Origin of the sequence: Arthrobacter sp. FW306-07-I, assembly GCF_021800405.1 — a bacterium.
Lineage (GTDB): Bacteria > Actinomycetota > Actinomycetes > Actinomycetales > Micrococcaceae > Arthrobacter.
In genome coordinates, this window is sequence record NZ_CP084550.1 from 2,388,247 (window position 1) to 2,412,255 (window position 24,009).

General features: G+C 65.6%; 23 protein-coding genes. 6 read left to right on the forward strand and 17 right to left on the reverse strand.

Annotated elements, in window-relative coordinates:
• Positions 1 to 16 precede the first annotated feature (16 nt).
• From yajC to pdxT, 6 genes are all read right to left on the reverse strand, one after another.
• Positions 17 to 430, reverse strand: coding sequence for a preprotein translocase subunit YajC (yajC, locus tag LFT46_RS10985; RefSeq protein ID WP_236798480.1), 414 nt, complete (start codon positions 428 to 430; stop codon positions 17 to 19).
• A gap of 209 nt (positions 431 to 639) precedes the next feature.
• Positions 640 to 1,725, reverse strand: a complete 1,086-nt coding sequence (gene ruvB / locus LFT46_RS10990) for a Holliday junction branch migration DNA helicase RuvB (protein WP_236798481.1) — start codon at positions 1,723 to 1,725, stop codon at positions 640 to 642.
• Positions 1,718 to 2,362, reverse strand: a complete 645-nt coding sequence (gene ruvA / locus LFT46_RS10995) for a Holliday junction branch migration protein RuvA (RefSeq protein WP_236798482.1) — start codon at positions 2,360 to 2,362, stop codon at positions 1,718 to 1,720. Before ruvA ends, ruvB begins: the two co-directional genes overlap by 8 nt.
• 88 nt (positions 2,363 to 2,450) lie before the next feature.
• A complete protein-coding gene (gene ruvC / locus LFT46_RS11000; RefSeq protein ID WP_159631890.1) occupies positions 2,451 to 3,029 on the reverse strand; it encodes a crossover junction endodeoxyribonuclease RuvC in 579 nt (192 codons plus the stop codon).
• A 65-nt stretch (positions 3,030 to 3,094) separates the two neighbouring features.
• A complete protein-coding gene (locus LFT46_RS11005; RefSeq protein ID WP_236798483.1) occupies positions 3,095 to 3,850 on the reverse strand; it encodes a YebC/PmpR family DNA-binding transcriptional regulator in 756 nt (251 codons plus the stop codon).
• A 3-nt stretch (positions 3,851 to 3,853) separates the two neighbouring features.
• On the reverse strand, positions 3,854 to 4,564 hold the full coding sequence (pdxT, locus tag LFT46_RS11010; RefSeq protein ID WP_236798484.1) for a pyridoxal 5'-phosphate synthase glutaminase subunit PdxT: 711 nt from the start codon (positions 4,562 to 4,564) through the stop codon (positions 3,854 to 3,856).
• A 90-nt stretch (positions 4,565 to 4,654) separates the two neighbouring features.
• Between pdxT and LFT46_RS11015 the strand changes: the two genes are divergently transcribed.
• Both LFT46_RS11015 and LFT46_RS11020 read left to right on the forward strand, forming a co-directional pair.
• A complete protein-coding gene (locus tag LFT46_RS11015; RefSeq protein ID WP_236798485.1) occupies positions 4,655 to 5,947 on the forward strand; it encodes a Mur ligase family protein in 1,293 nt (430 codons plus the stop codon).
• A complete protein-coding gene (locus LFT46_RS11020; RefSeq protein ID WP_236798486.1) occupies positions 5,944 to 6,699 on the forward strand; it encodes a type 1 glutamine amidotransferase in 756 nt (251 codons plus the stop codon). The genes LFT46_RS11015 and LFT46_RS11020 overlap by 4 nt, the downstream gene beginning before the upstream one ends.
• Positions 6,700 to 6,715: 16 nt before the next feature.
• On the opposite strand, the gene LFT46_RS11025 is transcribed toward LFT46_RS11020, so the two are convergent.
• Complete coding sequence (locus tag LFT46_RS11025; protein ID WP_236798487.1) at positions 6,716 to 8,089, reverse strand: ferredoxin reductase family protein; 1,374 nt, start codon at positions 8,087 to 8,089, stop codon at positions 6,716 to 6,718.
• Positions 8,090 to 8,257: 168 nt separating this feature from the next.
• Here LFT46_RS11025 and LFT46_RS11030 point away from each other — a divergent pair, with 168 nt between their 5' ends.
• A complete protein-coding gene (locus LFT46_RS11030) occupies positions 8,258 to 10,270 on the forward strand; it encodes a M3 family metallopeptidase (RefSeq protein WP_236798488.1) in 2,013 nt (670 codons plus the stop codon).
• Between the two features lie 351 nt (positions 10,271 to 10,621).
• Here LFT46_RS11030 and pdxS read toward each other — a convergent pair whose 3' ends face one another.
• The 6 genes from pdxS to LFT46_RS11060 all read right to left on the reverse strand — a co-directional run bounded on the left by pdxS (position 10,622) and on the right by LFT46_RS11060 (position 18,906).
• Positions 10,622 to 11,548, reverse strand: coding sequence for a pyridoxal 5'-phosphate synthase lyase subunit PdxS (gene pdxS, locus LFT46_RS11035; RefSeq protein ID WP_272910791.1), 927 nt, complete (start codon positions 11,546 to 11,548; stop codon positions 10,622 to 10,624).
• Between the two features lie 137 nt (positions 11,549 to 11,685).
• The gene (gene pgsA, locus LFT46_RS11040) at positions 11,686 to 12,309 is read right to left on the reverse strand and encodes a phosphatidylinositol phosphate synthase (RefSeq protein ID WP_236798489.1); all 624 of its coding nucleotides are present in this window, start codon (positions 12,307 to 12,309) and stop codon (positions 11,686 to 11,688) included.
• Complete coding sequence (locus LFT46_RS11045) at positions 12,299 to 12,886, reverse strand: HIT family protein (protein WP_236798490.1); 588 nt, start codon at positions 12,884 to 12,886, stop codon at positions 12,299 to 12,301. Before LFT46_RS11045 ends, pgsA begins: the two co-directional genes overlap by 11 nt.
• 18 nt (positions 12,887 to 12,904) lie before the next feature.
• The gene (gene thrS / locus LFT46_RS11050; protein WP_236798491.1) at positions 12,905 to 14,914 is read right to left on the reverse strand and encodes a threonine--tRNA ligase; all 2,010 of its coding nucleotides are present in this window, start codon (positions 14,912 to 14,914) and stop codon (positions 12,905 to 12,907) included.
• Positions 14,915 to 15,052: 138 nt separating this feature from the next.
• Positions 15,053 to 18,544, reverse strand: coding sequence for a DNA polymerase III subunit alpha (locus tag LFT46_RS11055; protein ID WP_236798492.1), 3,492 nt, complete (start codon positions 18,542 to 18,544; stop codon positions 15,053 to 15,055).
• 11 nt (positions 18,545 to 18,555) lie between these two features.
• Positions 18,556 to 18,906, reverse strand: a complete 351-nt coding sequence (locus LFT46_RS11060; RefSeq protein ID WP_236798493.1) for a hypothetical protein — start codon at positions 18,904 to 18,906, stop codon at positions 18,556 to 18,558.
• A gap of 131 nt (positions 18,907 to 19,037) precedes the next feature.
• Between LFT46_RS11060 and LFT46_RS11065 the strand changes: the two genes are divergently transcribed.
• Positions 19,038 to 19,427 carry a hypothetical protein gene (locus LFT46_RS11065; RefSeq protein WP_236798494.1) on the forward strand — a complete coding sequence of 130 codons (390 nt, stop codon included), beginning with the start codon at positions 19,038 to 19,040 and terminating at the stop codon, positions 19,425 to 19,427.
• Between the two features lie 24 nt (positions 19,428 to 19,451).
• Here the strand turns inward: LFT46_RS11065 and LFT46_RS11070 are convergent, their stop codons facing one another.
• A complete protein-coding gene (locus tag LFT46_RS11070) occupies positions 19,452 to 19,772 on the reverse strand; it encodes a chorismate mutase (RefSeq protein ID WP_142133710.1) in 321 nt (106 codons plus the stop codon).
• Positions 19,773 to 19,791: 19 nt separating this feature from the next.
• Here LFT46_RS11070 and LFT46_RS11075 point away from each other — a divergent pair, with 19 nt between their 5' ends.
• Positions 19,792 to 20,214 (forward strand): VOC family protein, encoded by a 423-nt coding sequence (locus LFT46_RS11075; RefSeq protein WP_236798495.1) that lies wholly within the window; start codon positions 19,792 to 19,794, stop codon positions 20,212 to 20,214.
• 13 nt (positions 20,215 to 20,227) lie between these two features.
• On the opposite strand, the gene LFT46_RS11080 is transcribed toward LFT46_RS11075, so the two are convergent.
• Entirely contained in the window at positions 20,228 to 20,983 is a 756-nt protein-coding gene (locus LFT46_RS11080) for an SOS response-associated peptidase (protein WP_236802867.1), read from the reverse strand.
• Between the two features lie 150 nt (positions 20,984 to 21,133).
• Between LFT46_RS11080 and LFT46_RS11085 the strand changes: the two genes are divergently transcribed.
• A complete protein-coding gene (locus LFT46_RS11085; RefSeq protein WP_236798496.1) occupies positions 21,134 to 21,391 on the forward strand; it encodes a mycoredoxin in 258 nt (85 codons plus the stop codon).
• A gap of 46 nt (positions 21,392 to 21,437) precedes the next feature.
• Here the strand turns inward: LFT46_RS11085 and LFT46_RS11090 are convergent, their stop codons facing one another.
• Positions 21,438 to 22,187 carry a lipoate--protein ligase family protein gene (locus LFT46_RS11090; RefSeq protein ID WP_236798497.1) on the reverse strand — a complete coding sequence of 250 codons (750 nt, stop codon included), beginning with the start codon at positions 22,185 to 22,187 and terminating at the stop codon, positions 21,438 to 21,440.
• Positions 22,188 to 22,293: 106 nt separating this feature from the next.
• On the reverse strand, positions 22,294 to 24,009 hold the full coding sequence (locus LFT46_RS11095; RefSeq protein WP_442863640.1) for an ABC1 kinase family protein: 1,716 nt from the start codon (positions 24,007 to 24,009) through the stop codon (positions 22,294 to 22,296).

Consider the following 24,009-nt stretch of genomic DNA (forward strand, 5'->3'; position numbering starts at 1 on the left):
AAAGGGGCCAGCGGGCCTAGCTGTCCTTCTTGCCCTCGTCGTTGAGGCGCTTCAGGTTTTCTTCCGGAGTCTCCGCGCCGGTGGCGGTGCTCCCGGTCTCCGGGGTGGTGAGGGAGGACGCATCGTCCGGTACCACAGGGGAAGCAGCGGCGGGCTCGGCCTCAGGGGTGGTTTCCACGGCAGGCTCGATGACCTTGGTGACGGCCTGGCGGTGGACGGTGGCCAGGTTGCCGGGGGAAAGTTCAAGCGTGACCTTGTTGTCGGCCTCGTCGATGTCCACGATCCGGCCGAAAAGGCCAAAACTGGTCATGACCTCCACGCCCGGGCCAAACTTCGACTGGAGCTCTGCCTGCTGCTGCTGCGTCTTCTTGTTGCGGCGGAACATCATGAAGATGAACACGCCGAGCATGACGAACAGGAGAATTGACATTGGATCCAAGGGGAATTCCGTTCTTTTTCTGGTACAGCTGGTTTTCCAGCGACGTCGGCTTCGCTTCGGCCGGGGCGGGCTGGTGATGCAGGCAGAGCGCCTGACTTTTCCTTCCCCAAGCGACGGGGGCGTCAGGGCCACCCGCGAAACAAAGACCCGAACGTGCCGGGCGTCATACCAGTCTAAAGGGAAAAGCTGAAGGGAGCCTGCTATTGGCCCTCCGCGACCCATTCCCCCGCCGCGGAAGCGTCCCCGCCGGGCTCGAAAAGGTCCAGCTGCTCCTGCGCGAACACGTTGGACGGGATGGCGTAGCCAAGGTGCGTCCACGCAGCCGCCAGCGCGATCCTGCCGCGGGGCGTGCGGCCCAGCAGGCCTTCGCGGACCAGGAAGGGTTCGGCGACGGTTTCCACCGTTTCGGTTTCCTCACCCACGGCAATAGCGAGGGTGGAGAGGCCCACGGGACCGCCGCCGAATTTGGTAATGAGGGCGTCCAGGACCGCCCGGTCCAGCCGGTCCAGGCCTTTCTTGTCCACTTCATACATGTCCAGGGCAGCGGAGGCGGCCCTTGCATCGATTTGTTCGATGCCGTGCACCAGCGCCCAGTCCCGGACACGGCGCAGCAGGCGGTTGGCGATACGCGGCGTACCGCGGGAACGGCCGGCGATCTCAGCGAATCCGGCGGAGTTGACCTTCAGGTCCAGCAGCCCGGCGGAACGGCGCAGAACCAGCTCCAGCTCGGGAACCGAGTAAAACTCGAGGTGCCCGGTGAACCCGAACCGGTCGCGCAGCGGTCCCGGGAGCAACCCGGCACGGGTGGTGGCCCCCACCAGGGTGAACGGCGGCAGTTCCAGGGGAATCGCAGTGGCGCCTGCACCCTTGCCCACGACAATGTCGACGCGGAAGTCCTCCATGGCCATGTACAGCATTTCCTCGGCCGGCCGGGACATGCGGTGGATCTCGTCGAGGAACAGGACCTCGCCTTCGGACAGCGAGGACAGGATGGCCGCGAGGTCGCCGGCGTGCTGGATGGCTGGTCCGCTGCTGAGGCGCAGCGGCGCGTTCATCTCCGCGGCGACGATCATGGCAAGGGTGGTCTTGCCCAGGCCGGGCGGGCCCGAGAACAGCACGTGGTCCGCTGTTCGCCCGCGCATCCGGGAGGCCTGCAGCACCAGCGACAGCTGCTTGCGCACCCGGTGCTGGCCAACGAAGTCGTCCAGGTTCTTGGGCCGCAGCGCGGCCTCGATGGCACGCTCTTCCGGTTCCTCCCCCGCGGCAACCAGTGAGGGTTCAGCCACGGGTGCCTACGCGGTTACCGGCGCGTGCGCCGTCCTGGCCGAGCCACCGGAGCGTGGTGCGGAGGATCTCGGGAACGTTGCCGCGGAAGGACACTTCGGGTTCGTCGGCCAGGGCTTTGTCGATACTGGTGGACGCGTCCTTCTCGGACCAGCCAAGGCTGGTCATTGCGGCCACCACCTGGGGCTTCCAGGCGGCCTCGGCAGGGGTTCCGGCTCCGGGGGCTGGAGCTGTCCCCTGCGGGACGAGCTTCCCTGCGAGTTCCAGCACAATCCTGCCCGCCACCTTGGGGCCGATGCCGGGGACCTTGGTGAAGGTCTTGCTGTCCCCCGTGTGTGCCGCCACCCTAATGGCTTCGGGGTCATGGACTGCCAGGACAGCAAGGGCAAGCCGGGGCCCGACTCCGCTGACGCTGAGCAGAACCTCGAAAACCTCGCGCTCGTCGTCGTCCGCGAAGCCAAAGAGCGTGAGCGAGTCCTCCCGCACGATCAGCGAGGTGAACACCTTGCCCTCTTCACCGACGCGGAGGTGGCTAAGGGTCTGCGGGGTGGCATAGACGCTCATCCCGGCACCGTTGAGGTCAATCACAGCCGTTGACAGGCCAACGTGCGCTACCGTTCCGCGGAGGAAACTGATCAAGGCCGGGCTCCCGTGGTACTGCGGGCCCGTTCGTGGGGCCCGGCTATCCGAACATATCTACGAATACCCTAGCAAGCAGCAGGGACAATCAGCGTGCGCGGCGCGCCTTTGCCTCCGCTTCGGCCCACGCGCGCTGGGCGGGCGTCAGGGATGAGCTGCCGGGACCGGTGGTGGCCACGGCGGCACCGCTGCCGGCGCGCCACGCATGCGTGATGGCCAGCGCCAGCGCGTCGGCGGCGTCGGCGGGGCGCGGAGGGGCATCCAGCCGGAGGATCTTGGTGACCAGTTTGGTCACGGCGTCCTTGTTGGAGGACCCGCTGCCGGTGACGGCTGCCTTAACCTCCGACGGCGTGTGCAGCGCCACCGGGATTCCCCGGCGTGCGGCCGCCGCGATCACCACGCCGGAGGCCTGGGCAACACCCATTACCGTGCTCACGTTGAGTTGCGAGAAAACGCGTTCGACGGCGAGTACTTCCGGTTCGTAGCGGTCCAGCCACTCGTCGATGGCGGTTGCGATTACCAGCAGCCGGCGGTCGAGGGTCTCGTCCGGGGACGTGCCCACGACGCCAACGGCGACCATGCTGGCGCGCCGGTTCCGTTCGACGTCCACGACGCCGATGCCGCAGCGGGTGAGGCCGGGATCAACACCGAGGACACGGAGGGTCACTTATGCTCCGCTCCGGCCGGGGAACCCGGCTTCGATTCCTGCGGGCTAGCGGGCAAGGTGGGACGTCACTCGGATTCCAGGGCAGCCTGGACGTCGTCGCTCAGGTCGGCGTTGCTGTAGACGTTCTGGACGTCGTCGAGGTCCTCGAGGGCATCGGCGAGCTTCAGGAACTTGCGGGCGCCGTCAACGTCCAGCTCAACCTGCATGGAGGGCACGAACTCCACTTCGTCCGTGTCGTATTCAATGCCGGCTTCCTTCAGCGCTTCACGGATGGCCTGCAGGTCGCCAGGCTCCGAGTGGATCTCGAAGGTCTCCCCGTTGTCCTTGACTTCCTCCGCACCTGCATCGAGGACGGCCATCAGGACGTCGTCCTCGCTGAGGCCGTTCTTGGGCAGGTTCACCACGCCCTTGCGGGTGAAGAGGTAGCTGACGGAGCCGGGGTCGGCAATGGTGCCGCCGTTGCGGGAGATGGCCAGGCGAACCTCTGATGCTGCCCGGTTCTTGTTGTCGGTAAGGCACTCGATCAGCAGGGCCGAGCCTTGCGGGCCGCGGGCCTCGTACATGATTTCGGTGTAGTCAACCACTTCGCCGGTGAGGCCGGCGCCGCGCTTGATGGCGCGGTCGATGTTGTCGTTGGGAACCGAGGTTTTCTTGGCCTTGGTGACGGCGAGTTCCAGACCGGGGTTGCCGGCGAGGTCCGGTCCGCCCATCCGGGCGGCAACTTCAATGTTCTTGATCAGTTTGGCGAACGACTTTGCGCGGCGGCTGTCAATGATCGCCTTTTTGTGCTTGGTCGTTGCCCATTTGGAGTGGCCTGACATGCTTTACGCTTCTCCTCTGATCATTCGGATAAAAAGTTCGTGTACGCGTTTCTCGCCGGTCACTTCCGGATGGAAGGAGGTGGCCAGCAACTGGCCGGAACGCACTGCCACAATTCTAGCCGCCCCCGGCAGCGATGCGGCGTGGGATGCATGGTGGGGGTCGGCCGGTTCCACCTGTGCCAGGACCTCCACGTCCTCTCCCACCCGTTCCACCCAGGGCCCGCGGATGAAGACTGCGTGCACCGGTTCCACGCCCGATTCGGTGGCGCTGAAGTCCAGGCCCTTGAAGTCCAGGTCGGTTTCGAAGGATTCGCGCTGGCGGCCGAAGGCGTTGCGGCGGACAGTAATGTCAAGGCCGCCGAAGGTCTGCTGCGGCGCACCGGACAGATCGGTTGCCGGATCGGCGATGTCGGACGCGAGCAGGATCATGCCTGCACAGGAGCCATACACGGGCAAACCCTCGCCGATGTATTTGCGGAGCGGATCGGCAAGCTCGAAGGCACGGGCCAGCTTATCGATGGCGGTGGACTCGCCGCCGGGGATAATGAGGCCGTCCAGGCCGTCCAGTTCCTCCGGGCGGCGCACGGGCACGCCTTGGGCGCCCGTGGCTTCCGCGGCACGCAGGTGCTCACGGAAGTCGCCCTGGAGGGCCAGGACACCGATTTTCAGGCCTGACCCCACGCGCGCCTGGGCAGCAGATGGGGGGTTTGTCATCTTTCCAGCATACGGCCCGGGCCGTATGGCTGGTGCCGCAGGCATCCTGCCGGCAAAGGTTGCATGCCGCTGCTGGGATATATTCAAAACATGGTCTTCTACAGTGTTCCGCTCGGCAAGCTGGTCCGCAGGGTGTCCCGGCTGCGGGGCGGCGGGTCCGCGCTGCCCGGCCTGGTGGTCGAGAAAATCGACCCCGGCTTCATGCGGCGGACGCTCACCACCCTGCCGCACGGTGTGGCGGTGGTCAGCGGCACCAACGGCAAAACCACCACCACCAAGATGGTGGTGGAACTGCTGGAAAGCCAGGGCCTGAAGGTTTTCACCAACCGCACCGGCAGCAATTTCACGCGGGGCGTGGCGGCGGCCCTCCTGGGTGAAGTGGACTGGCGCGGCCGGCTGGACGCGGACATTGCCGTCCTGGAGCTTGACGAAGCCCACGCGGTGCATTTCGTGAACAGTGTCCCGCCGCGCTACTGCCTGCTCCTTAACGTGCTGCGCGACCAGCTGGACCGCTTCGGCGAAATCGACAAGACCGCACAGCTCCTGCAGCACATTGCCGCCAAGACCACCGGAACCGTGGTCCTCAACCGCGAGGATCCGCGGGTGGCACGGATCGCAGACACCCTGACGGGTCAGGAGGTCAAGTACTTCGGCCTCGACGACTCCCTGCTGGCGACCTTCCCCAATGACGACGACATGCGGGCTGCTCCCGGAAGCCCCGCCCCGGCGGGCCTGCCGGAGAAGCCGGCCGCCGACGTCGTGCTCCGGAAAGTGGGCGCGGACAGTGCCGAGTTTGAGTACGACGGCGGTACGGTCACCACAGCGATGAAGCTGCGCGGCGTGTACAACATCTTCAATGCGGCCGCGGCCCTGACCCTGGCCCGCAGCATCTGCGGGGCAGGCGCCGCGACGGCGGACCACGCCACCTTGCTCGAGGCGTTGTCCAAGGTTGCCCCCGCCTTCGGGCGCGGTGAAAGCCTCACCGTGGACGGCCAGCCACTGGACCTGGTGTTGGTCAAGAACCCCAGCGGTTTCCGGCTGGGACTTAAATCCTTCCCTGCCGGCGGTTACGCCACCATGATCGCGATCAACGACAACTATGCCGACGGCCGGGACATGTCCTGGCTCTGGGACGTGGAGTTCGATTCCCTCCGGGAGGGCGGCGTGGAGCTGATCACCGGGTCCCGGGCCTACGACATGGCGCTGCGGTTGCAGTACGACGACGTCCAGGTCGGGGCCGTGGAGCCGGAGATCCCCGCCGCCCTCGCAGCCTTCGTCAGGGAGGGCCGGGGCAAGCCAAAGCGGATCTTCTGCACTTACACGGCGATGCTGGCCATTCGCCGCGAGCTGTCCAAAATCACCACCGTGGAGGTTGTCTCGTGAATCCGGCAGAAGCAGCGACAGCTGCCGCCCAGTCCAAAGGCACCCTCCGGGTAGTCCAGTTGTACCCCCGCGACATGAACATTTACGGCGACTGGGGCAATGCCCTGGTCCTGCAGCGGCGCATCGCCTGGCACGGGTACACCCCCGAACTGCTTGAGTACAACGTGGGCGACCCCTTCCCTGACGGCGTGGACATCATCGTGGGAGGCGGGGGCCAGGACAGCGGCCAACTGGTGATCCAGGACGACCTGCAGGCCCGGGCCGGAGAACTCAAGGAGTTGGCCGAGGACGGTGCGCCCATGCTGCTCATTTGCGGCCTCTACCAGCTCTTCGGCCGCTTCTTCAAGACCCGCACTGGCGCTGTTATCCCGGGTATCGGCGTCCTGGACGTGGAAACCCACGGCACCGACGAGCGCCTGATCGGCAACGTCAAGATTTCCACTCCAGAGTTCGGTGAGGTTTTGGGCTACGAGAACCACAGCGGACAGACGACGCTGGGCGCCGGTGTCAGGCCGCTCGGCACCGTCCCCAAGGGTATGGGGAACAACAGCAACGATGGCCATGAGGGCGCCCGCTACCGCAACATCGTGGCCAGCTACCTGCACGGCTCGCTGTTGCCCAAGAACCCGGCGATCGCGGACTTCCTCATCCGGACGGCTGCGGAGCGCAAATTCGGCAGCTTCTCCCCCGGCAACCCGGACGACACCTACGCCGTCCTCGCCAGGGAGCACGCTGCCCGCCGCCCCCGCTGAGCTGCGGTATCCGTACTCAACGCCACTGAAAGTACTCGCGGTGGATGTTTGCCCGGCGGACGCCTGCCGCCTGGAAGGCTTTCCGGAACTGCCGCAGCATGACGTCCGGGCCGCCCATGAAGACCGACAGCCGCCGTGGTTCGGTGCCCACTGAGGACAGGACCGCTTCCGGGGTCAGCCGTCCGTCCGCGGCGGTGTCCACCAGGTGTACGGTAAGCCGGGGATGCTTCCTGGCGACGGCGGCAATCTCGTCGGCGAACGGGGAACGTCCCGCCGAGGTGACGAAGAAGTGGACCTCTTGCTGCAGTTGCCCGTCAGGCTCCGCGTCGAGGGACCGCAGCCAACTGAGGAACGGCGTGATCCCCACTCCTCCCGCGATCCAGACTTGGTGGGCAGTGCCACGGTGCCGGTCAAACCGACCATAGGGGCCGCCCACGACCGCCGGCATGCCCGGCTGGACCACGTCGGGAAGCCTGGTCGTGTGGTCGCCCAGGGCCTTCACCGTAATGCTGATTCCACCCTCCGGGGCGGGTCCGGAGATGGAGAAAGGATGGCGCTGCCAGCCCTCGGCCGTTTCGAGGTAAACCATGGCGAACTGGCCCGGCTTGAAGGCCAACGGCCGGCCCAGGGGTCGCAGCGCCACCTCCACCAGGTCCGCAGCAACAGGCCGGACCCCGGCCACCTGGTAGTCGTGGTGCGGAAGGAAGCGCCGTGCCAGCAGTTCGCGGTAGGCATAGAAGGCCAGGCCCGTTCCGCCGATGGCCACGTAGCTCCACCGCAGTCCGGGTACAGCACCGAATGCGCTGGCATCGAGCAGGCCGTGCAGGAATCCGGCCGCAAGGAACAGGCCGGTCAGGCGGTGGAAGCCCCGCCACCGCTCGTAGCCGCCCAGTAGGCGGGCGGCCAGCTGGACCGGCTTGGACTGAAGCGCGGTGACCACCAGCCGCCGCACGGGTGCCGGAAGCATGGTCCGCCAACGTGGCAGGATGGCCCACACCACCAGCGCCGCGAGGCCGCAGATAGCCACCACGGCCAAGGTTTTTCCCAGGCTGGTGGCTTCCGGGTTGGACGCAAGTTCGATGTGCGGCAACAGCAGGATGGTTGCCGTAATCGCCGCCCTGCGGTGCCAGATGGCGGCGTGGTCGATGCCGCCGAAAACAGGCTCGACAAGGGGAAGGGTACTGACCAGGACCAGCGCGATCGAATACAGCAGCACGGATTCGCCGCCGAAGAGCTGCCCGACGTAACCGGCAACGGGCTCATTTCCCGGACGAGCCAGATACCAGAAGATGCCGTACGCCATCACGAGCACCGTCACCACGCCCGGACCCAGCCACTGGAACGGTACACCCAGGAAGGTGGTCCCGGGCCTTGTGCCACTTTTGGTCATGGACCCTGGTCTCCTTCGTCATTACCCGAACTGGGACTTTGCCCTGCTGGGCGCGCTGGTTGCAGTCCTGGCTGGACTCCATAGCGGCAATTGTAGGGATCCCGGCTGGGAGGACGACGCCATGGGCAGGTAATTGAGAAGCGTGCCCCGCTGTGAAAGGTTTACCCCATGACGAACCCCCTCCTCACTGCCAGTCCCCTGCCCTACGGCATTCCACCTTTCGCGGCGCTCGCGCCGGAGCAATACGGTGAGGCCATCGAAGCAGGCCTGGCTGCGCACATGGACGAAATCGAGGCCATCGCCGACAACGACGAACCGGCCACGTTTGAGAACACGGCCCTTGCCATGGAACGCTCCGGACAACTCCTGAACCGGTCGGCCGCGGCGTTCTTCACCCTGGTTTCGGCGGACGCGTCTGAGCAGATCAGGGAACTCGAAACGGTGCTGTCACCGCGGTTCTCTGCCCACCAGGACGAGGTCTACCTCAACAGGAGGCTGTTCGAGCGCTTTGCGGCCATTGATACGGCCGGTCGTGATCCGGAATCCGTCCGGCTGGTAGAGGAGTACTTGAGGGAGTTCCGCCAGTCGGGCATCCAGCTGGACGGCCCAGGCCAGGAACGGCTGCGGGCAATTAACGCCGGGCTGGCCCGGCTGGGCACCGAGTTTGGCCAGCGGGTCAAAGAGGGCATGAAATCGGCTGCCCTGCTGGTGGAGGACGTCCGTGACCTGGCGGGGCTGCCCGCCGATGACGTCGCCAGCGCCGCGGAAGCTGCCCGCACCGCCGGACACGAGGGCAAATACCTGCTCACCCTGGTCCAGCCAGGCAACCAGCCTGCCCTGGCCTCGCTCGAGAACCGTGCCGTCCGCCGTCGCCTGTTTGAAGCGTCCGTGGCCAGGGGCAGCGACGGCGGCAGCCTGGATGTGCTGGACCTGGCCCGCGATCTGGCCGGGCTGCGGGCGGAAAAGGCGCAGTTACTGGGCTTCGCCAACTACGCCGAGCTTGTCGCGGACCGCCAGACCGCGCCTGACTTCGAGGCCGTCCGGACCATGCTCAACCGAATGGCGCCGGCAGCCGTCCGTAACGCGGATGCCGAAGCGGCCGCGTTGGCCGAGGTCGCCGGGCACCCGCTGGAAGCATGGGACTGGGCCTACTATTCCGCAAAGGTGCGGCGGGAGAAGTACGACGTCGACGAACAGGCCCTGCGTCCGTATTTCGAGCTCGACCGGGTCATCACCGACGGCGTGTTCTTTGCCGCAAAATCGCTGTACGGGATCACCTTCCAGGAGCGGGCGGATCTCCAGGCCTACCACCCGGATGTGCGCATCTGGGAGGTCCGGAATGAGGACGGTTCCAGCCTGGGCCTGTTCCTCGGCGACTACTATGCGCGCGAATCGAAGCGGGGCGGGGCGTGGATGAACTCGCTCGTTGAGCAGTCTGCCCTGCTCGGCACGCAGCCCGTGGTGACTAATACGCTCAACATCTCCAAGCCGCCGGTGGGCGAGCCAACGCTTCTCACCCTGGACGAGCTGCGGACCTTGTTCCACGAGTTCGGCCATGCCCTGCACGGCCTGTTCTCCAACGTCACGTATCCCCGCTTCTCAGGCACCTCCGTGCCCAGGGACTTCGTGGAGTACCCGTCGCAGGTCAACGAGATGTGGATCATGTGGCCGCAGGTGCTGTCGAACTACGCCCGCCACCACGTCACCGGGGAGCCGCTTCCGCAGGAGATTGTGGACCGGCTCAACGAATCCAGGTTCTGGGGGGAAGGCTTCGCCACCACCGAATATTTGGGCGCGGCCCTGCTGGACCTCGCCTGGCACACGCTGGAGCCGGGTGAGGTGCCGGAGGATGCCTTGGAGTTTGAGGCCAAGGCCCTCGCTGCGGCGGGAATTGCCCACCCGCTGATCCCGCCGCGCTACCGGACCGGCTACTTCCAGCACATTTTCGCGGGGGCAGGCTACGCAGCGGGCTACTACTCCTACATCTGGAGCGAAGTGCTGGATGCCGAGACGGTGGACTGGTTCACCGAGAATGGCGGCCTGACCCGAGCCAACGGCGAACGCTTCCGCGAGGAGCTCCTGAGCCGCGGCAACAGCCGCGACCCGCTGGACTCCTTCCGCACGCTGAGAGGCCGCGAAGCAAGGCTTGAGCCCCTGCTAAAGCGCCGCGGCCTGGAGTAACCCCATCGATTGCTGAGCAAGTGTCGTTCTGAGCCCCGAAAACGACAAGTACGTGGGCCCACGTCGGCAGGGTTCCCCGGCCGAGCTTGCGAGGTTAGGGGGCCGGCGGGGAGCAATCGATGAGAAAAGCTAAAAAACGGACGACGCCGGTCCCCCACCAGAAGAAAGTGAGGAACCGGCGTCGTCAGTCACCGCGGTTGGCGACACGAAGCGCCGGACGGTGCGGTCCGGCAGCGTGCGTAAAGGGGCCCCGCGCCCCAGCCAGCCGCGAAAGCTGCCAAAGGAGCGCGGGGATAGCACGCAGAGGATCGCGCCGTCCGGCGCCGACAAGGCGCCAAAACGAGTAGTGAGTTACCAGCCGCGCTCAGCGAGACGGTGCGGTTGGGGGATCTCGTCGACGTTGATGCCCACCATGGCTTCGCCCAGCCCGCGGGAGGCCTTGGCGATGACGTCGGGGTCGTCGAAGAAGGTGGTGGCCTTCACGACGGCGGCGGCGCGCTGGGCGGGGTTGCCGGATTTGAAGATGCCGGAGCCGACGAAGACGCCGTCGGCGCCGAGCTGCATCATCATGGCAGCGTCAGCGGGGGTGGCAATGCCGCCTGCGGTGAACAGCACCACGGGGAGCTTGCCGGCCGCAGCCACTTCCTTGACCAGTTCGTAGGGGGCCTGAAGTTCCTTGGCGGCGACGTACAGCTCGTCTTCGGGCAGGGAGGAGAGCCTTGCGATCTCGAAGCGGATCTTGCGCATGTGCCCGGTGGCGTTGGAGACGTCGCCGGTGCCGGCCTCGCCCTTGGACCGGATCATGGCCGCGCCCTCGTTGATGCGGCGCAGGGCCTCACCGAGGTTGGTGGCACCGCAGACGAAGGGAACCTTGAAGTTCCACTTGTCGATGTGGTTGACGTAGTCGGCCGGGGTCAGGACCTCGGACTCGTCGATGTAGTCCACGCCGAGGGACTGCAGGACCTGGGCCTCCACGAAGTGGCCGATGCGGGCCTTTGCCATGACCGGGATGGACACGGCGTCAATGATCTGGTCGATCATGTCGGGATCGGACATGCGGGACACGCCGCCCTGGGCGCGGATATCGGCGGGAACGCGCTCGAGCGCCATGACCGCCACGGCACCGGCGTCTTCGGCGATGCGGGCCTGCTCGACGTTGACGACGTCCATGATGACGCCGCCCTTGAGCATCTCGGCCATGCCACGCTTCACGCGGCTGCTGCCCGTGACGCTGCTCGCGGACGAACCGGCCTCGTTGCTTACATCAGGTGTAGACACAAAAACCCCTATGGGTAGACAGATGATCTTCGCCGGGCATGCGGCGGCAGCTGCCGGAGGTGCACGCACGGGTTGCCGGGTCCCTTGACCGGGCACTTATATACTAGTCCCCCGCCGCGGGACCGGCTTAATCATGCTTAATCAGCGGAGGTTGGTGCTGCCAAGGCCTGCCGGTGCACCGAGAGTACACGCTGCACCACGGTAATGAGGCTGGCCAGCGCCAGAAGCACCAGCGTGACCAGGAGCACCACTGGCGGGAGTCCAAGGCCGGTCAGGCCGGTGACAACCAGCACGGATACCAGGCGCTCTGCACGCTCCGCGATTCCCACGTTGGCGGTGAATCCCAGGGACTCGGCCTTGGCCCTGGCGTAGGAAACCACCATGCCCAGGACAAGGCACAGCAGGGCGGCGACGGCGATGGGCGGGTTGTTGCCGCCGGTGAAGAACCAGACGGAAACACCGGCGAAGAGGGCGCCGTCGGCGATCCGGTCCAAGGTGGAATCGAGGAAGTTCCCCCAGCGGCTCTTGACCTCCTGCATTCTGGCCATGATGCCGTCCAGGACATCTGAGAAGATGAACGCCGTGATGAAGAGGGTCCCCCAGAAGAGCTGGCCCAACGGGTAGAACACGAGGGCACCCGCCGCAACCCCTGCTGTGCCAAGGATGGTGACCGCATCCGGGGAAACACCCATCTTCAGAAGCCAGCGGGCCAATGGGGTAAACAGGGCGGTGAAGAAACCGCGGGCATGCTTATTCAGCATCCGACTCCCCGGGCCAGGCGTCGGCCACCAACTGCCGGACCTCGTCAAGGGTCTGAGTGATGGCCTTGGTCTGGGCGATGATGGGGAAGAAATTGCCGTCCCCGCCCCACCGCGGAACGATGTGCTGGTGCAGGTGCGCCGAGATCCCGGCACCGCCCACAACTCCCTGGTTCATGCCCAGGTTGAAGCCACCGGGATTGGAAACCTTGCGCAGGACCCGCATGGCTGTCTGGGTCAGGTCGGCGAATTCTGCTGTTTCGTCAACCGTAAGATCCGTGTAGTCCGGGATGTGCCGGTACGGGCAGACCAGCAGGTGGCCTGGGTTGTAGGGGAAGAGGTTGAGCACCACGTAGCAGGTGCGGCCGCGGTGGACGATGAGGGCCTCTTCGTCGGTGCGGCCGGGGCCCACGCAGAACGGGCAATCATTCTCGTTCTTGAACTGGTGCTGACCGCCCTTGATGTAGGCCATGCGGTGCGGAGTCCACAGGCGCTGGAAGGCGTCCGGGACACCGGCGAGGGCAAAATCGTCGGTAACGCCGGCATCGCCTGGATAACCTGCGCCTGTGTTCTCCTGCACTGTGTTGCTTCCGTTCGGCTAGCTGGTCCGGTTGCGGACGGCGTCGGTGATCCGTTTGACGGCTTCCTCCACCGGCACGCCGTTGTCCTGACTTCCGTCGCGGAAGCGGAACGACACCGCGCCTGCTTCCGCATCGTCGCCGCCGGCGATGAGCACGAACGGGATCTTGTCCTTGCTGGCGGTGCGGATCTTCTTGGGGAACCGGTCGGAGGACGTGTCCACCTCGGCACGGATACCCGCTGCCTTAAGTTGATCGACGACGTCGAACATGTACTCGTTGAACGCTTCGGCGACCGGAATGCCCACCACCTGGACCGGCGCCAGCCATGCGGGGAACGCACCGGCGTAGTGCTCGGTGAGGACACCCATGAAGCGCTCCACGGAGCCGAACAGCGCGCGGTGGATCATCACGGGGCGCTGGCGGCTGCCGTCGGCGGCCTGGAACTCCAGCTCGAAGCGTTCCGGCAGGTTGAAGTCCAACTGGATGGTGGACATCTGCCAGGTGCGGCCCAGCGCGTCCTTGGCCTGCACGGAAATCTTGGGACCGTAGAACGCAGCTCCACCCGGGTCCGGCACAAGCTCCAGTCCGGACTCCTGGGCCACCTCGGAAAGGGTCCTGGTGGCTTCTTCCCAGGTAGCGTCGTCGCCGACGTACTTTTCCGGGTCCTTGGTGGACAGTTCCAGGTAGAAGTCGTTCAGGCCGTAGTCCTTGAGCAGGTCCAGGACGAAGTTGAGGGTCTTGGTGAGTTCGTCCTTCATCTGCTCGCGGGTGCAGTAGATGTGGGCGTCGTCCTGTGTCATGCCCCGGACGCGGGTGAGGCCGTGCACCACACCGGACTTCTCGTACCGGTAGACCGACCCGAATTCGAACAGCCGCAGTGGCAGTTCACGGTAGGACCGGCCGCGGGAGCGGAAGATGAGGTTGTGCATGGGGCAGTTCATCGGCTTCAGGTAGTAGTCCTGGCCGGGCTTGCGGACGGTGCCGTCCTCGTTGAGTTCGGCGTCCACGTGCATGGCGGGGAACATGCCGTCCTTGTACCAGTCCAGGTGGCCTGAGACCTCGTACAGGTGCCCCTTGGTGATGTGCGGGGTGTAGACGAACTCGTAGCCGGCCTCGACGTGGCGCTGGCGGGAGTAGTCCTCCATCTCCTTGCGGATGATGCCGCCCTTGGGATGGAAGACGGGCAGGCCAGAGCCCAGTTCGTCCGGGAAGGAAAACAGGTCCAGTTCGGAGCCCAGCTTGCGGTGGTCGCGGCGTTCGGCCTCGGCGATGCGTTCCTGGTAGGCCTTCAGCGCTTCCTTGGTGGGCCAGGCCGTGCCGTAGATGCGCTGCAGCTGCTGGTTCTTCTGGTTGCCCAGCCAGTAGGCCGACGACGAGCGGGTCAGGGCGAAGGCGTTGGAGATGAACTTGGTATTGGGCAGGTGCGGGCCGCGGCAGAGGTCGCACCAGACGGTGGTGCCTTCCTTGCGTTCTACGTTGTCGTAGATGGTGATGTCGCCGGCACCGACCTCGACGTTTACGCCTTCCCCGGCCTCGGCGGCGTCGTTCTTCCTGCCCAGCAGTTCGAGCTTGTAGGGCTCGTTTTTCATCGCTTCGCGTGCCTGGTCCTCGGTGACGACGCGGCGGACGAACTTCTGGTTCTGGTTGATGATCTTCTGCATCATCTTTTCGAGGGTTTTGAGGTCCTCGGGGGTGAACGGCTCGGCAACGTCGAAGTCGAAGTAGAAGCCGTCGGTGATGTAGGGGCCGATGCCGAGCTTGGCGTCGGGACGCAGCTGCTGCACGGCCTGGGCCATGACGTGGGCCGTGGAGTGGCGCAGGACGTTCAGGCCGTCGGGGGAATCAATGGTGACACCCTCCACCTCGGCGCCTTCGGGAAGTTCCTGGTCCAGGTCCTTCAGTTCGCCGTTAACGCGGGCAACGACAACGTCACGGCGCTCAAAGAAGAGTTCCGCACCGGTTGTCCCGGTAGTCACCTTGGTCTCTTCGCCATCGACGAGAAGGGTGATCTGCTGGGCATCTGACACGGGTGTCTCCTATTCAAAGTTGAGGCTTCATAGCTTGTGGCATACGGGGACCACAGCCAGCCATCGTCAATGCTATCGGTTCCGGTCAGGGCCGACCAACGCGGCGCACGGCAGGTGCAGCGGACAAAAACTGCAGGCTCACCCGTTGAAACCGGTGATCGCCAGTGTCCTGCTGATGCCATCCAGGGGATGGGGCACGTCCCCGCCGCTCGCCGTCGTGTTTTCCGGGAAGGGCAAGGTGTCCGTCCGGCGCAGGTCCCACGCCATGCTCGCGCTGATGCTGATGCCCCGGGGTCCGGTCCTGCGGGTGGTGCCGCGGATCAGCAGCAGGCGGGTGCCGAACAGGAGCGGGCCGGCGCTTTCCTGGGCCTCGTGGAAGAAGACAGAATCCACGCAGCCGGTGCCGTCGTCAATGCTGATGAACACCACCCTCCTGCCGCCGCGCATGGGTGGCGTTTGGGTGGCCACGCGCACTCCTGCCACCAGCACTTCAGTGCCGTTGCGCAGGCTGAGGAGCTTATCCGCTGTGGTGACGCCCAGCTTTTCCAGCAGCGGCCGGTGGCTGTCCATCAGGTGGGTGCTGACATCGACGGCCATAAGGTCCAGTTCTGCCCTGACGTTTTCCACCAGGGTGGGGGCGGGAAGCCCAGGCTTGATGTTCCGCAGTTCGATGTCGCCCAGGGGAAGTGCCAGCTGCCCTTCCAGCACCTCCAGGCCTTTGCGCGTTCCGTTGGCGGTTTGGAACTGCTGCAGATGGTGCACCAGGTCCGCGCGGTTGGCCGGGCCACCTGCTTCCCGATGCAGGGAATCGAAGGCACCCAGCTGGGCCAGGCGCCGGATGCTGGGCTTGCTGAGCCGCGAGCGCGCCCGGAGGTCGGCCAGCGAGTCATAGGGCTGTCCGGCTACGATCCGTTTCAATTCGGCCGCAGACAGCCCGTAGATCCCGTTCAGGCTGAGCCGGATTCCCAGCTTTCCAGTGTCCTTGCCGGATTCGATCCGCTCCACCCTGTATTCGGCCTTGCTCCTGTTGATGTCCAGGGGAAGGATGGGGATGCCCAGCCGCCGGGCTTCGGAAACCAAAAGCCGTTTGGGATACATTCCGGGATCGTGCTCCCACAGGCCCGCCAGGAAGGCTTCGGGATGGTGTGCCTTCAGCCAGGCGGACTGGTAGGTGGGAACGGCGAAAGCAGCGCCATGGGCTTTGCAGAAGCCGAAACTGGCAAAGGACTTTAACGTCCCCCATACCTTTTCCACTACCTCGGGGGTATATCCCCTGGCCTTGGCGTTGCGCCGGAAGTATTCCTCTACCTGCGCTTCCCCGACCTCGTTGCTCAACGCCCTGCGGAACTCGTCGGCCTTGGCAAGCCCGCAACCGGTCATGATGTTGAGGGTTTTCAGGATCTGTTCGTGGAAGACCGTGACCCCGTGGGTTTCCTGCAGCACGGGTTTGAGGTCCGGGTGCGGATACACCTCAGGGGCAAAACCGTGGCGGTGTTCCAGGAAGGGCCGCACCATATCCGATTTCATCGGTCCTGGGCGGAACAGGGAGATATCAATGATGAGGTCGTTGAATTCACGGGGCGCCATCTTGCCGATCAGTTCCCGCTGCCCGGGGGATTCAATCTGGAAGCAGCCCAGGGTGTGCGTGCTCCTGATCAGTTCGTAGGTTGGTTCATCGTCCAGGGGGACGGCGTTCAGGTCGATCCGGCCATCTCCGGCAATGTAATCCGGCCCGGTGCCGTCAGGTCCCAGTGGGTGCCGCCCCGCTGCCACCACTTCCTTCTTGGTGGGGTGGATGCGGATGATCTCCCTGACAGCGAAAGCCATGGCGCTTTGCATGCGGACACCCAGGACATCGAGTTTGAGCATGCCCATGGGGTCCATGTCGTGTTTATCGAATTGGCTCATGGGCAGGCCAAGCCCGCTTGGCTGGACCGGGGTGCGGTCCAGGAGCGTTGCATCGCCCAGGATCACGCCGCACGGGTGCATTGAGATGTGGCGGGGAAGCCGGTCCAGGCGTTCGGTCAGGTCCACCAGCAGGTCAAGCTGCTGGTTGCCATCGGCATCGCGCTGTTCAACCCTGCCGGCAAACTCCCGCAGCTCGGGCTTCTCCTGCAGCGCCTCACGGAACTTGCGCGCCGAGAACCGCCACAGCTGCTTGGCGATCTCCCCCACCTCGCCGTCGTCCATCCCCAGCGCCAGCCCGGCGTCGCGCACTGCCCCCCGTGCCCGGTACCCGTTCTGCATACTCATGAGGGTGACCCGCTCGGACCCGAACCGTTCGAAGATCCGCCGGTAGACGTTGTGCCGTTCTGCGCTTTCGACGTCGATGTCGATGTCCGGAAGGGTGGCGCGGTCGTTGGAAAGGAACCGTTCAAAAATGAGATCGTGCTGGAGGGGATTCACATGGCTGACGTCAATCAGGTAGTTGACCAGGCTGGAGGCCCCCGACCCCCTGGCGGCCGCCCTGACCCCCATGTCCTGGATCATCCGCGACACCTCCGCCACTGTCAGGAAGTAGGAGGAGAAACCGAGGCTGTTGATGATCCTGAGCTCATGGTCCAGCCGAAGCAGCATGTCCTTCTCAGCCTTGCCGCTGACACCGGGGAACCGCCTCCCGATTCCTGCATGGCAGCGCTGGAGAAGTTCGGCGTGCGGATCCTGGTTGATGCCAATGACTGATGCTTCCGGGACCACCGGCTGCTTCCACCCCATATCGGCGGTGGGGTCAATCCTGCAGAGGTCGGCGAGCGCCTCGGTCTGGGCCATCAGCTGCTTGAGGTCCGCGGCGCCATAACCGGCCGCGGAAATGATCTCCTTTCCCAGGGCCAGCATCTGCTCCCCGGATTTCAGCCACCCCTGTCCGGTTGGCTGCAGGAGCGGCTCCCCTGCCAGCTCCGGCAGGGACTTCAGGGTCCTGGCTGAGTCCAGGACGTCGGCAGTGGGGGCTCCATCGGCGGCGCAGTAGCGGACGGCATTGGTGAGGATGGCGGGTACATGGTATTCCTCGGCAAGCCTGAGCATGCGGACAGCATGGGCCGTGCTGAACGGGGTACCCGGGGCGCTGAGCTGGGAGACGATTTCCGCTACGACCGTTCCCGCGGGCATGGCATCGATCCATTGCTTGAACAAGGTCCGGGGGCGCAGGTAGCGACGCCCGCCCATGGACCTTCCGACGTCGGAGTCGGGGCCGAGCAGGACGGTCAGCACGGGTTTGAGGGTTTGGGGGTCCAGGGTGCGGGAGGCGAGTTCGGCGCGGGTGACTGCCGCGGGCACTGCTCCCCCGGCTTTCCCGGAAGTCCTGGCGTGGGCGTCGGAGACCAGCCGGCAGAGCGCACGGTATCCGGCTCCGTTGTTGTTGCCCCTGGCCAGCACCACCACCCTGCCGGATACCTGCGTGCGGTGATCGCCGTCGTCGTCAAAGACTGCCAAATCCACTCCGACGATGGGATCGATGCCGGCTGCCATGCAGGCCTTGAGGTGCTTGATGGTGCCGTACAGGCCGTCCCTGTCGGTGCAGGCCAGGGCAGTGGCCCCGTCAGCGGCGGCTGCCATGGCCAGTTCCTCCGGCCAGGAGACGCCGTAGTGGGCGCTGAATGCTGTGGACACGTGAAGGTGGGTGAAGCTCATGCTGTTCTGTTTCAAGCAGTTCTGGGGCGCAGTGCGTCATGGATCCGCAGCAGCCGCCACCGGCCGCTGGGGATGTGGCGGGACAGGTCAAGGGTGAGGGGTTCTGTGCCGTCAGATTCTCCGGATTCCCCGGAACGGGGTGGCTTCCGGACGGGCAGCACCTGGATGCGCCAGATTTCGTGGTCCACCACGCCCTGCCCGCTTCCCAAGGGAGCCCTGGCGTCCTCCGCCCACCATTGACGGCGTTCAAACCAGCGGACAGGGTCGGCGCAGACTGCGTAAGACTTTCCTGCCCAGGTGAGGGATTCCGGTTGGCCTGCAGCGGAGCACACCACGTCAACGGACTCGCTGAACATGCCCATGGCGCCTCCCCGGACGGTAAAACTGGAATCGTTATTCGAACACGTATTCGAATAATGCCAGTCTACGCCGCGTCGGGAGCAAAACATAGGCGGGGGTGGACGGAGCGTGCGGCAGGGAGCAGGATGTTGGCATGAGTACCGATGACGCACTCCTCAAGCAGGCAAGCATCAAGGCCCAGGATTCCACGATCCTTGCCACGTTCGATATCGACGGCGCCATTCCGGAATCCGGCGCCTACGTGGTGGGGTTGATGGGGGCCTCGCCGGACTATTCATTCCAGCGGCGGCTGTGCATTGAGTTCATGAACGGGAAGGCAATCGCCTGCTACTCGTTCAACCGGGACCAGGGCGTCGAGGAGGATTACGACCTGTCCGGGGTGTCCCACTCGGAGAACACCATTACCGGGAGCTTTCCCCTGTCAGCCCTCAACGGGCTGGGACAGGGGCACGTCATTTCCGCCTTCAGCGAGGCGGACGGACGGGAGTTCCAGCACGGCGTGCCGGTGGAGGAGGCCCTGTAGGCCACCTCCACCAACACTTTAAAGTCAGCTGTTTTCTTTGTGGATCCGCAGTTCAAGTTCGATGAACGCAGAGATCATGGCCCGGTACGTTGACTCCACAATGTCAGGGTCAATGTCCTTTTTCTCAGCCGCTGAGCGCACGTGCTCGATAATGCGCTCCACCCGGCCCGGGGCGCGCACCTCGGCGTCATCACCCTTGAGGGTTCCGGCGATCCTGATCAGCCGTTCACGGCGGGCGATGAGGGTGACAATCTGCTCATCCACCTCGTCAACGGCAATCCGGACCGCAGCGAGCTGTTCCTTGTCGGCCCGGGCATCCCTATCGTTTCCTTGAATTGTCGCCATCGTCTGACAGTATCGAAGCATGGAGCCCAGAGTCGACTTTATCTCCCTCGGTGTCCGCAACGTTGCGGATTCACGCGCCTTCTATATTGACGGCCTTGGCTGGCCGGTCCACCGGGAGGTTGCAGGGGAGGTGCTGTTCATCCAGGTGAACCACGGCCTGATGCTCTCCCTGTGGGACGCACGCCAGATGCAGGCCGAAGCCGGCACCAATCCGCCGACCGGCGTCCCCTGCATCACCCTCAGCCACAACGTGGAAAGCCCGGCGGATGTGGACAGGGTCCTGGAGGAGGCGGCGGGGGCGGGCGCTGCCATCATCGCCGAGCCGGTCACCCAGCCCTGGGGCGGCTACACGGGCTACTTCGCCGACCCCGACGGCTTCCGCTGGGAAGTGGCCTATAACCCCACTTGGGCAGTGGACGACGCCGGCACCGTCACGGTGTGAAGGCCGGGCACCTTCAGAGGGGCTGCTGGAACAGTGCCTCCGCCGGGCGGATCAGTTCCGGGCCGTTGTTCCGGACATTGCCCACGTCCTTGCCCACCGAATCCACCTGCCAGTCAGCGGCGGCATCCTTGACCCGTGACCGCACCAGGTCCACCAGCCCGGCTGCGTCATCGGCCCGGGGGTCCAGCCAGGCTTCCATCGTGGCCTTGTCCATGGGCAGGGGCACCCTGTCGTGCAGTTCCGCCAGCTTCCCAAAGATGGTGGATTCCGTCCCCGGCGGAGGCGTGTCAGCGGTGAGGATGGACGTGGACAGCAGCCACCGCCCCGGCTGCCCTACAGGCACGGACAGGTCCTTCCACCATTCGTAGAGGCCGGCGAAAACCAGCCCATTGCCCTGGACCGGGTGCACGTAATACGGCTGCTTGGACTTCCCGGGGCCCTGCTTCCATTCGTAGTAGCCGTCCGCCGGGACTGCGCAGCGCCGTGACTTTACGGCTTTCCGGAATGCCGGTTTCTCCAGCACCGATTCGCTGCGGGCATTGATCATGCTGGACCCGATTTTCAGGTCCTTCGCCCAGGACGGGACCAGGCCCCAGCGTGCCACGTGCAGCTGGCGCACCTGCCTGGGCCCGGCGTTGTCCTCCTTCAGGCGCTCCAGCACGATGGGGACGGCGTCGGTGGGAGCTACATTCCACGACGGCGGAACGCTCACCTCGTCCTCCAGCTCGGCGTCGAACTCAGCCAGGAGGTCCCCCACGGCACGGGCCATTACGTAGCGTCCACACATGGCACCACCTTGCCACCGCCCGCCACAAACTGTCATCCAGCCCCGCCCACGCAATGCCGTACCGGGGAATACCGGCCGCCGCGCTACGGTTGAATGTAAGGAAACCTTCCAAGCGACGTATAGGAGCTCCCTGTGGACTTCACTCCCGAATCCGGCACCATCACCATGTTTTCCACCACCTGGTGCGGCTACTGCAACCGGCTGAAGAAGCAGCTCGATGCGCAGGGCATCGGCTACAACGAAATCAACATCGAAGAGGTGGAGGGTACCGCCGAGCTCGTGGAGCAGCTGAACGGCGGCAACCGGACCGTTCCCACCGTCCTCTTCCCGGACGGCACCGCAGCCACCAACCCGTCGGCTGCCGAGGTCAAGAGCCGCCTGGCCGCCTGATCCGGCCACCATCCCATGCGGCGCCGGCCGCACCACTGTTTGCGGGTCATGCCCCCAGGCTGCTGAATGAAGCAGATTCCAGGACGGCATGGCCCGCATACGTTTCCAGCAGGGCCTGCTCAACGGCTGCCACGTCCAGGCCGGGGACCAGGTCATTGGCTGCACCGGCGGTGGCAGGGTCCCAGTCCAGGCCCAGCGCCGCGTAGCTGTCCGTGAGGACCTTACGGATAGGGGCTGAGTCCTCCACCACAATCACGGAGCTGAACAGCCACCCGCCGGAGACCACCCGCTGGGCAGTCCCCACCAGCTTCAGCCGCCGCGAGCTGTCCTGCGGGTCGGTGCCGTGCACGCTGAACTCACCGGGGCAGTACTCCCCCGGGATCTCGCCCACAGCCGCCTGCACCCCCACGCTGCGCAAGGCCGTCGCAAAGAGTTCGCCGAAGTAGCCGAACCGTGCCTTGGAGCCCGCGACGGCATCCGCATCCGGTTCGATATGGTCCACCACCAGCGTGCCCTGGTGGTATGCGGCAGCGCGTCCGCCTGCCCTGCGGACCAGGGGCTCAAAGCCGTTCTCCCGGCAGGCGCGGGCGGCCGCGTCGAAACCCGGCAGCCGGGTGTCCCGCTGCCCGAACGCCACAGTGGGAGCTGGTCGGTACAGCCGCAGGGTGGGCCCTATCCCGCCACTCCTGGCCCTGGCCAACAGTTCCAGGCCAAATTCGAGGTCGCGGCCCGCGCCGAGGGACACGTCCTGCCGCACCACGGTGAGCGGGCGGAGTCCGGTAGCGGTATGGTGCATGGCGAAGCTCCCTGGGCTTTGGCGTCGACGGGTATTGGTGGCGACAGGTTCATTGGCAGCGGCCGGACGGGCCATCCCTAGGGTACGCCCGACGGCGGCACGCGACTTAACGCCCCCGGCGCCCCACCCACAGTGCGTGCAGCAGTGGAACTGCCGATGCTGCCATCAGCACGTTGCCCAGTACCAGGTCGTCGGCGCGGGCGATGGCGCCGGCGATCAGCACGGCGCCGAAGACCACGGCGGAGGCCGAGCGGCGCACGGCCCTTTCCAGCCGGGCCCCCTGCCGCTCCAGCCGGGGAACGGCCACCTCCAGTGATCCCTCTTCGAGCCGGCCGGCCAACGCGTCAAGCCGGCCTGGCAGGCGGAAGGCCACGGCGGCGGCATCGATGGCCTGCCGGGCCACATCCTGCACCACGTTGCCGCGCTCGTCCCGCAGCAGCTGTGCTGCGTAGGGTTCCACCGAGTCCCACAGGTTGAACCGCTCGTCGAGGGCACTGCACACCCCGGACGTCAGGGACATGGCACGGATGATCAGCAGGAAGTTCTCCGGCAGCTGGAACGGCAGCGAGCGGACCACGTCACCGAACTCCACGGCGAAGTCCCGGAACTCCCGCGGGTCCACCTCACGCAGTTCGGCAAACCCCATGCCGCCGAAACGGGCAAAGAGCTGCGTCATGGCCCGTTCCAGGCCCACGCTGTCCGCTGACGGCATCAGGACGCCCACGTCGTTGATGGCCGCCACAAGTCCTTTGCCGTCGCGCGCGGCCGCCGCGATGAGCAGCTTCCGCAGCCCGCTGCGGGTTGAGGCTGTTACTTCCCCCATCATGCCGAAGTCGATGAAGGTCAGCTTCCAGGGATGCTCCCCGGTGCCTGGCGGGACCGGGGTGACGAAGATGTTTCCCGGGTGCGGGTCGGCGTGGAAGAAGCCGTTGGTGAAGAGCTGGTCGAACATGATGGAGGCGAACACCGGCGCAACCTCGGCGGGGTCGATGCCGGCGGCGCGGAGCGCCCGGACGTCGGTGATCTTGATGGCCGTGACGTCCTCGAGGGTCAGCACGCGGCGGGTGGTCCGCTCCCACACCACGCCAGGAACCTCCACGCGGTCATCGCCGGCGAAATCGGCGGCAAAACGCTCTGCATTCACGGCCTCGTGCAGGTAGTCGATTTCCAGGAGGCTGGTCTGGGCGAATTCCTCCACCAGGGCCGGCATGTCGGCCCTGCGGGATACGAGCCGGATGTGGCTGAGCCAGCCGGCCACCTTGCGGAGGGCGGCGAGGTCGACGTCCACGATGGCTCCGATACCCGGGCGCTGCACTTTCAAAACCACGGCGTCGAGCCCGGTGTCCCCCGCGTCAACGTCATTGAGGCGGGCCCGGTGGGCCTGGCCCAGGGATGCAGCGGCGATGGGCGCTTGGTCCACGGACGCGAAAACACCTGCCAGCGGTGTCCCCAGTTCCTGTGCCGCCAGGGCAGAGATGGCCGGGAACGCAACCGGCGGCACTTCGTCCTGCAGCCCCTCCAACTCCTTGGTGATCTCCGGTGGAAGGACATCGAGCCGGGAGGACAGGAACTGGCCCACCTTGATCATCAGTCCCCCAAGTTCCACCGCCAGGTCATGGAACCGCTGCGCGAAGCGCCGCATCCGCCTGGAGCGGGTGCGCGCGGAGATCCGTCCCAGCCCGATCCGCGGCAGGAACAGTTCGAACCACCACGTGGCGGCGAGGTTCCAGGCGGCGAAACGCAGGATCCGCCGGTAGCGCCCCCGGTGCTCGCGCACGGGCAGCGAGGGGTCTGCGGCTTTGTCCTGGACGGTCGACGCCAC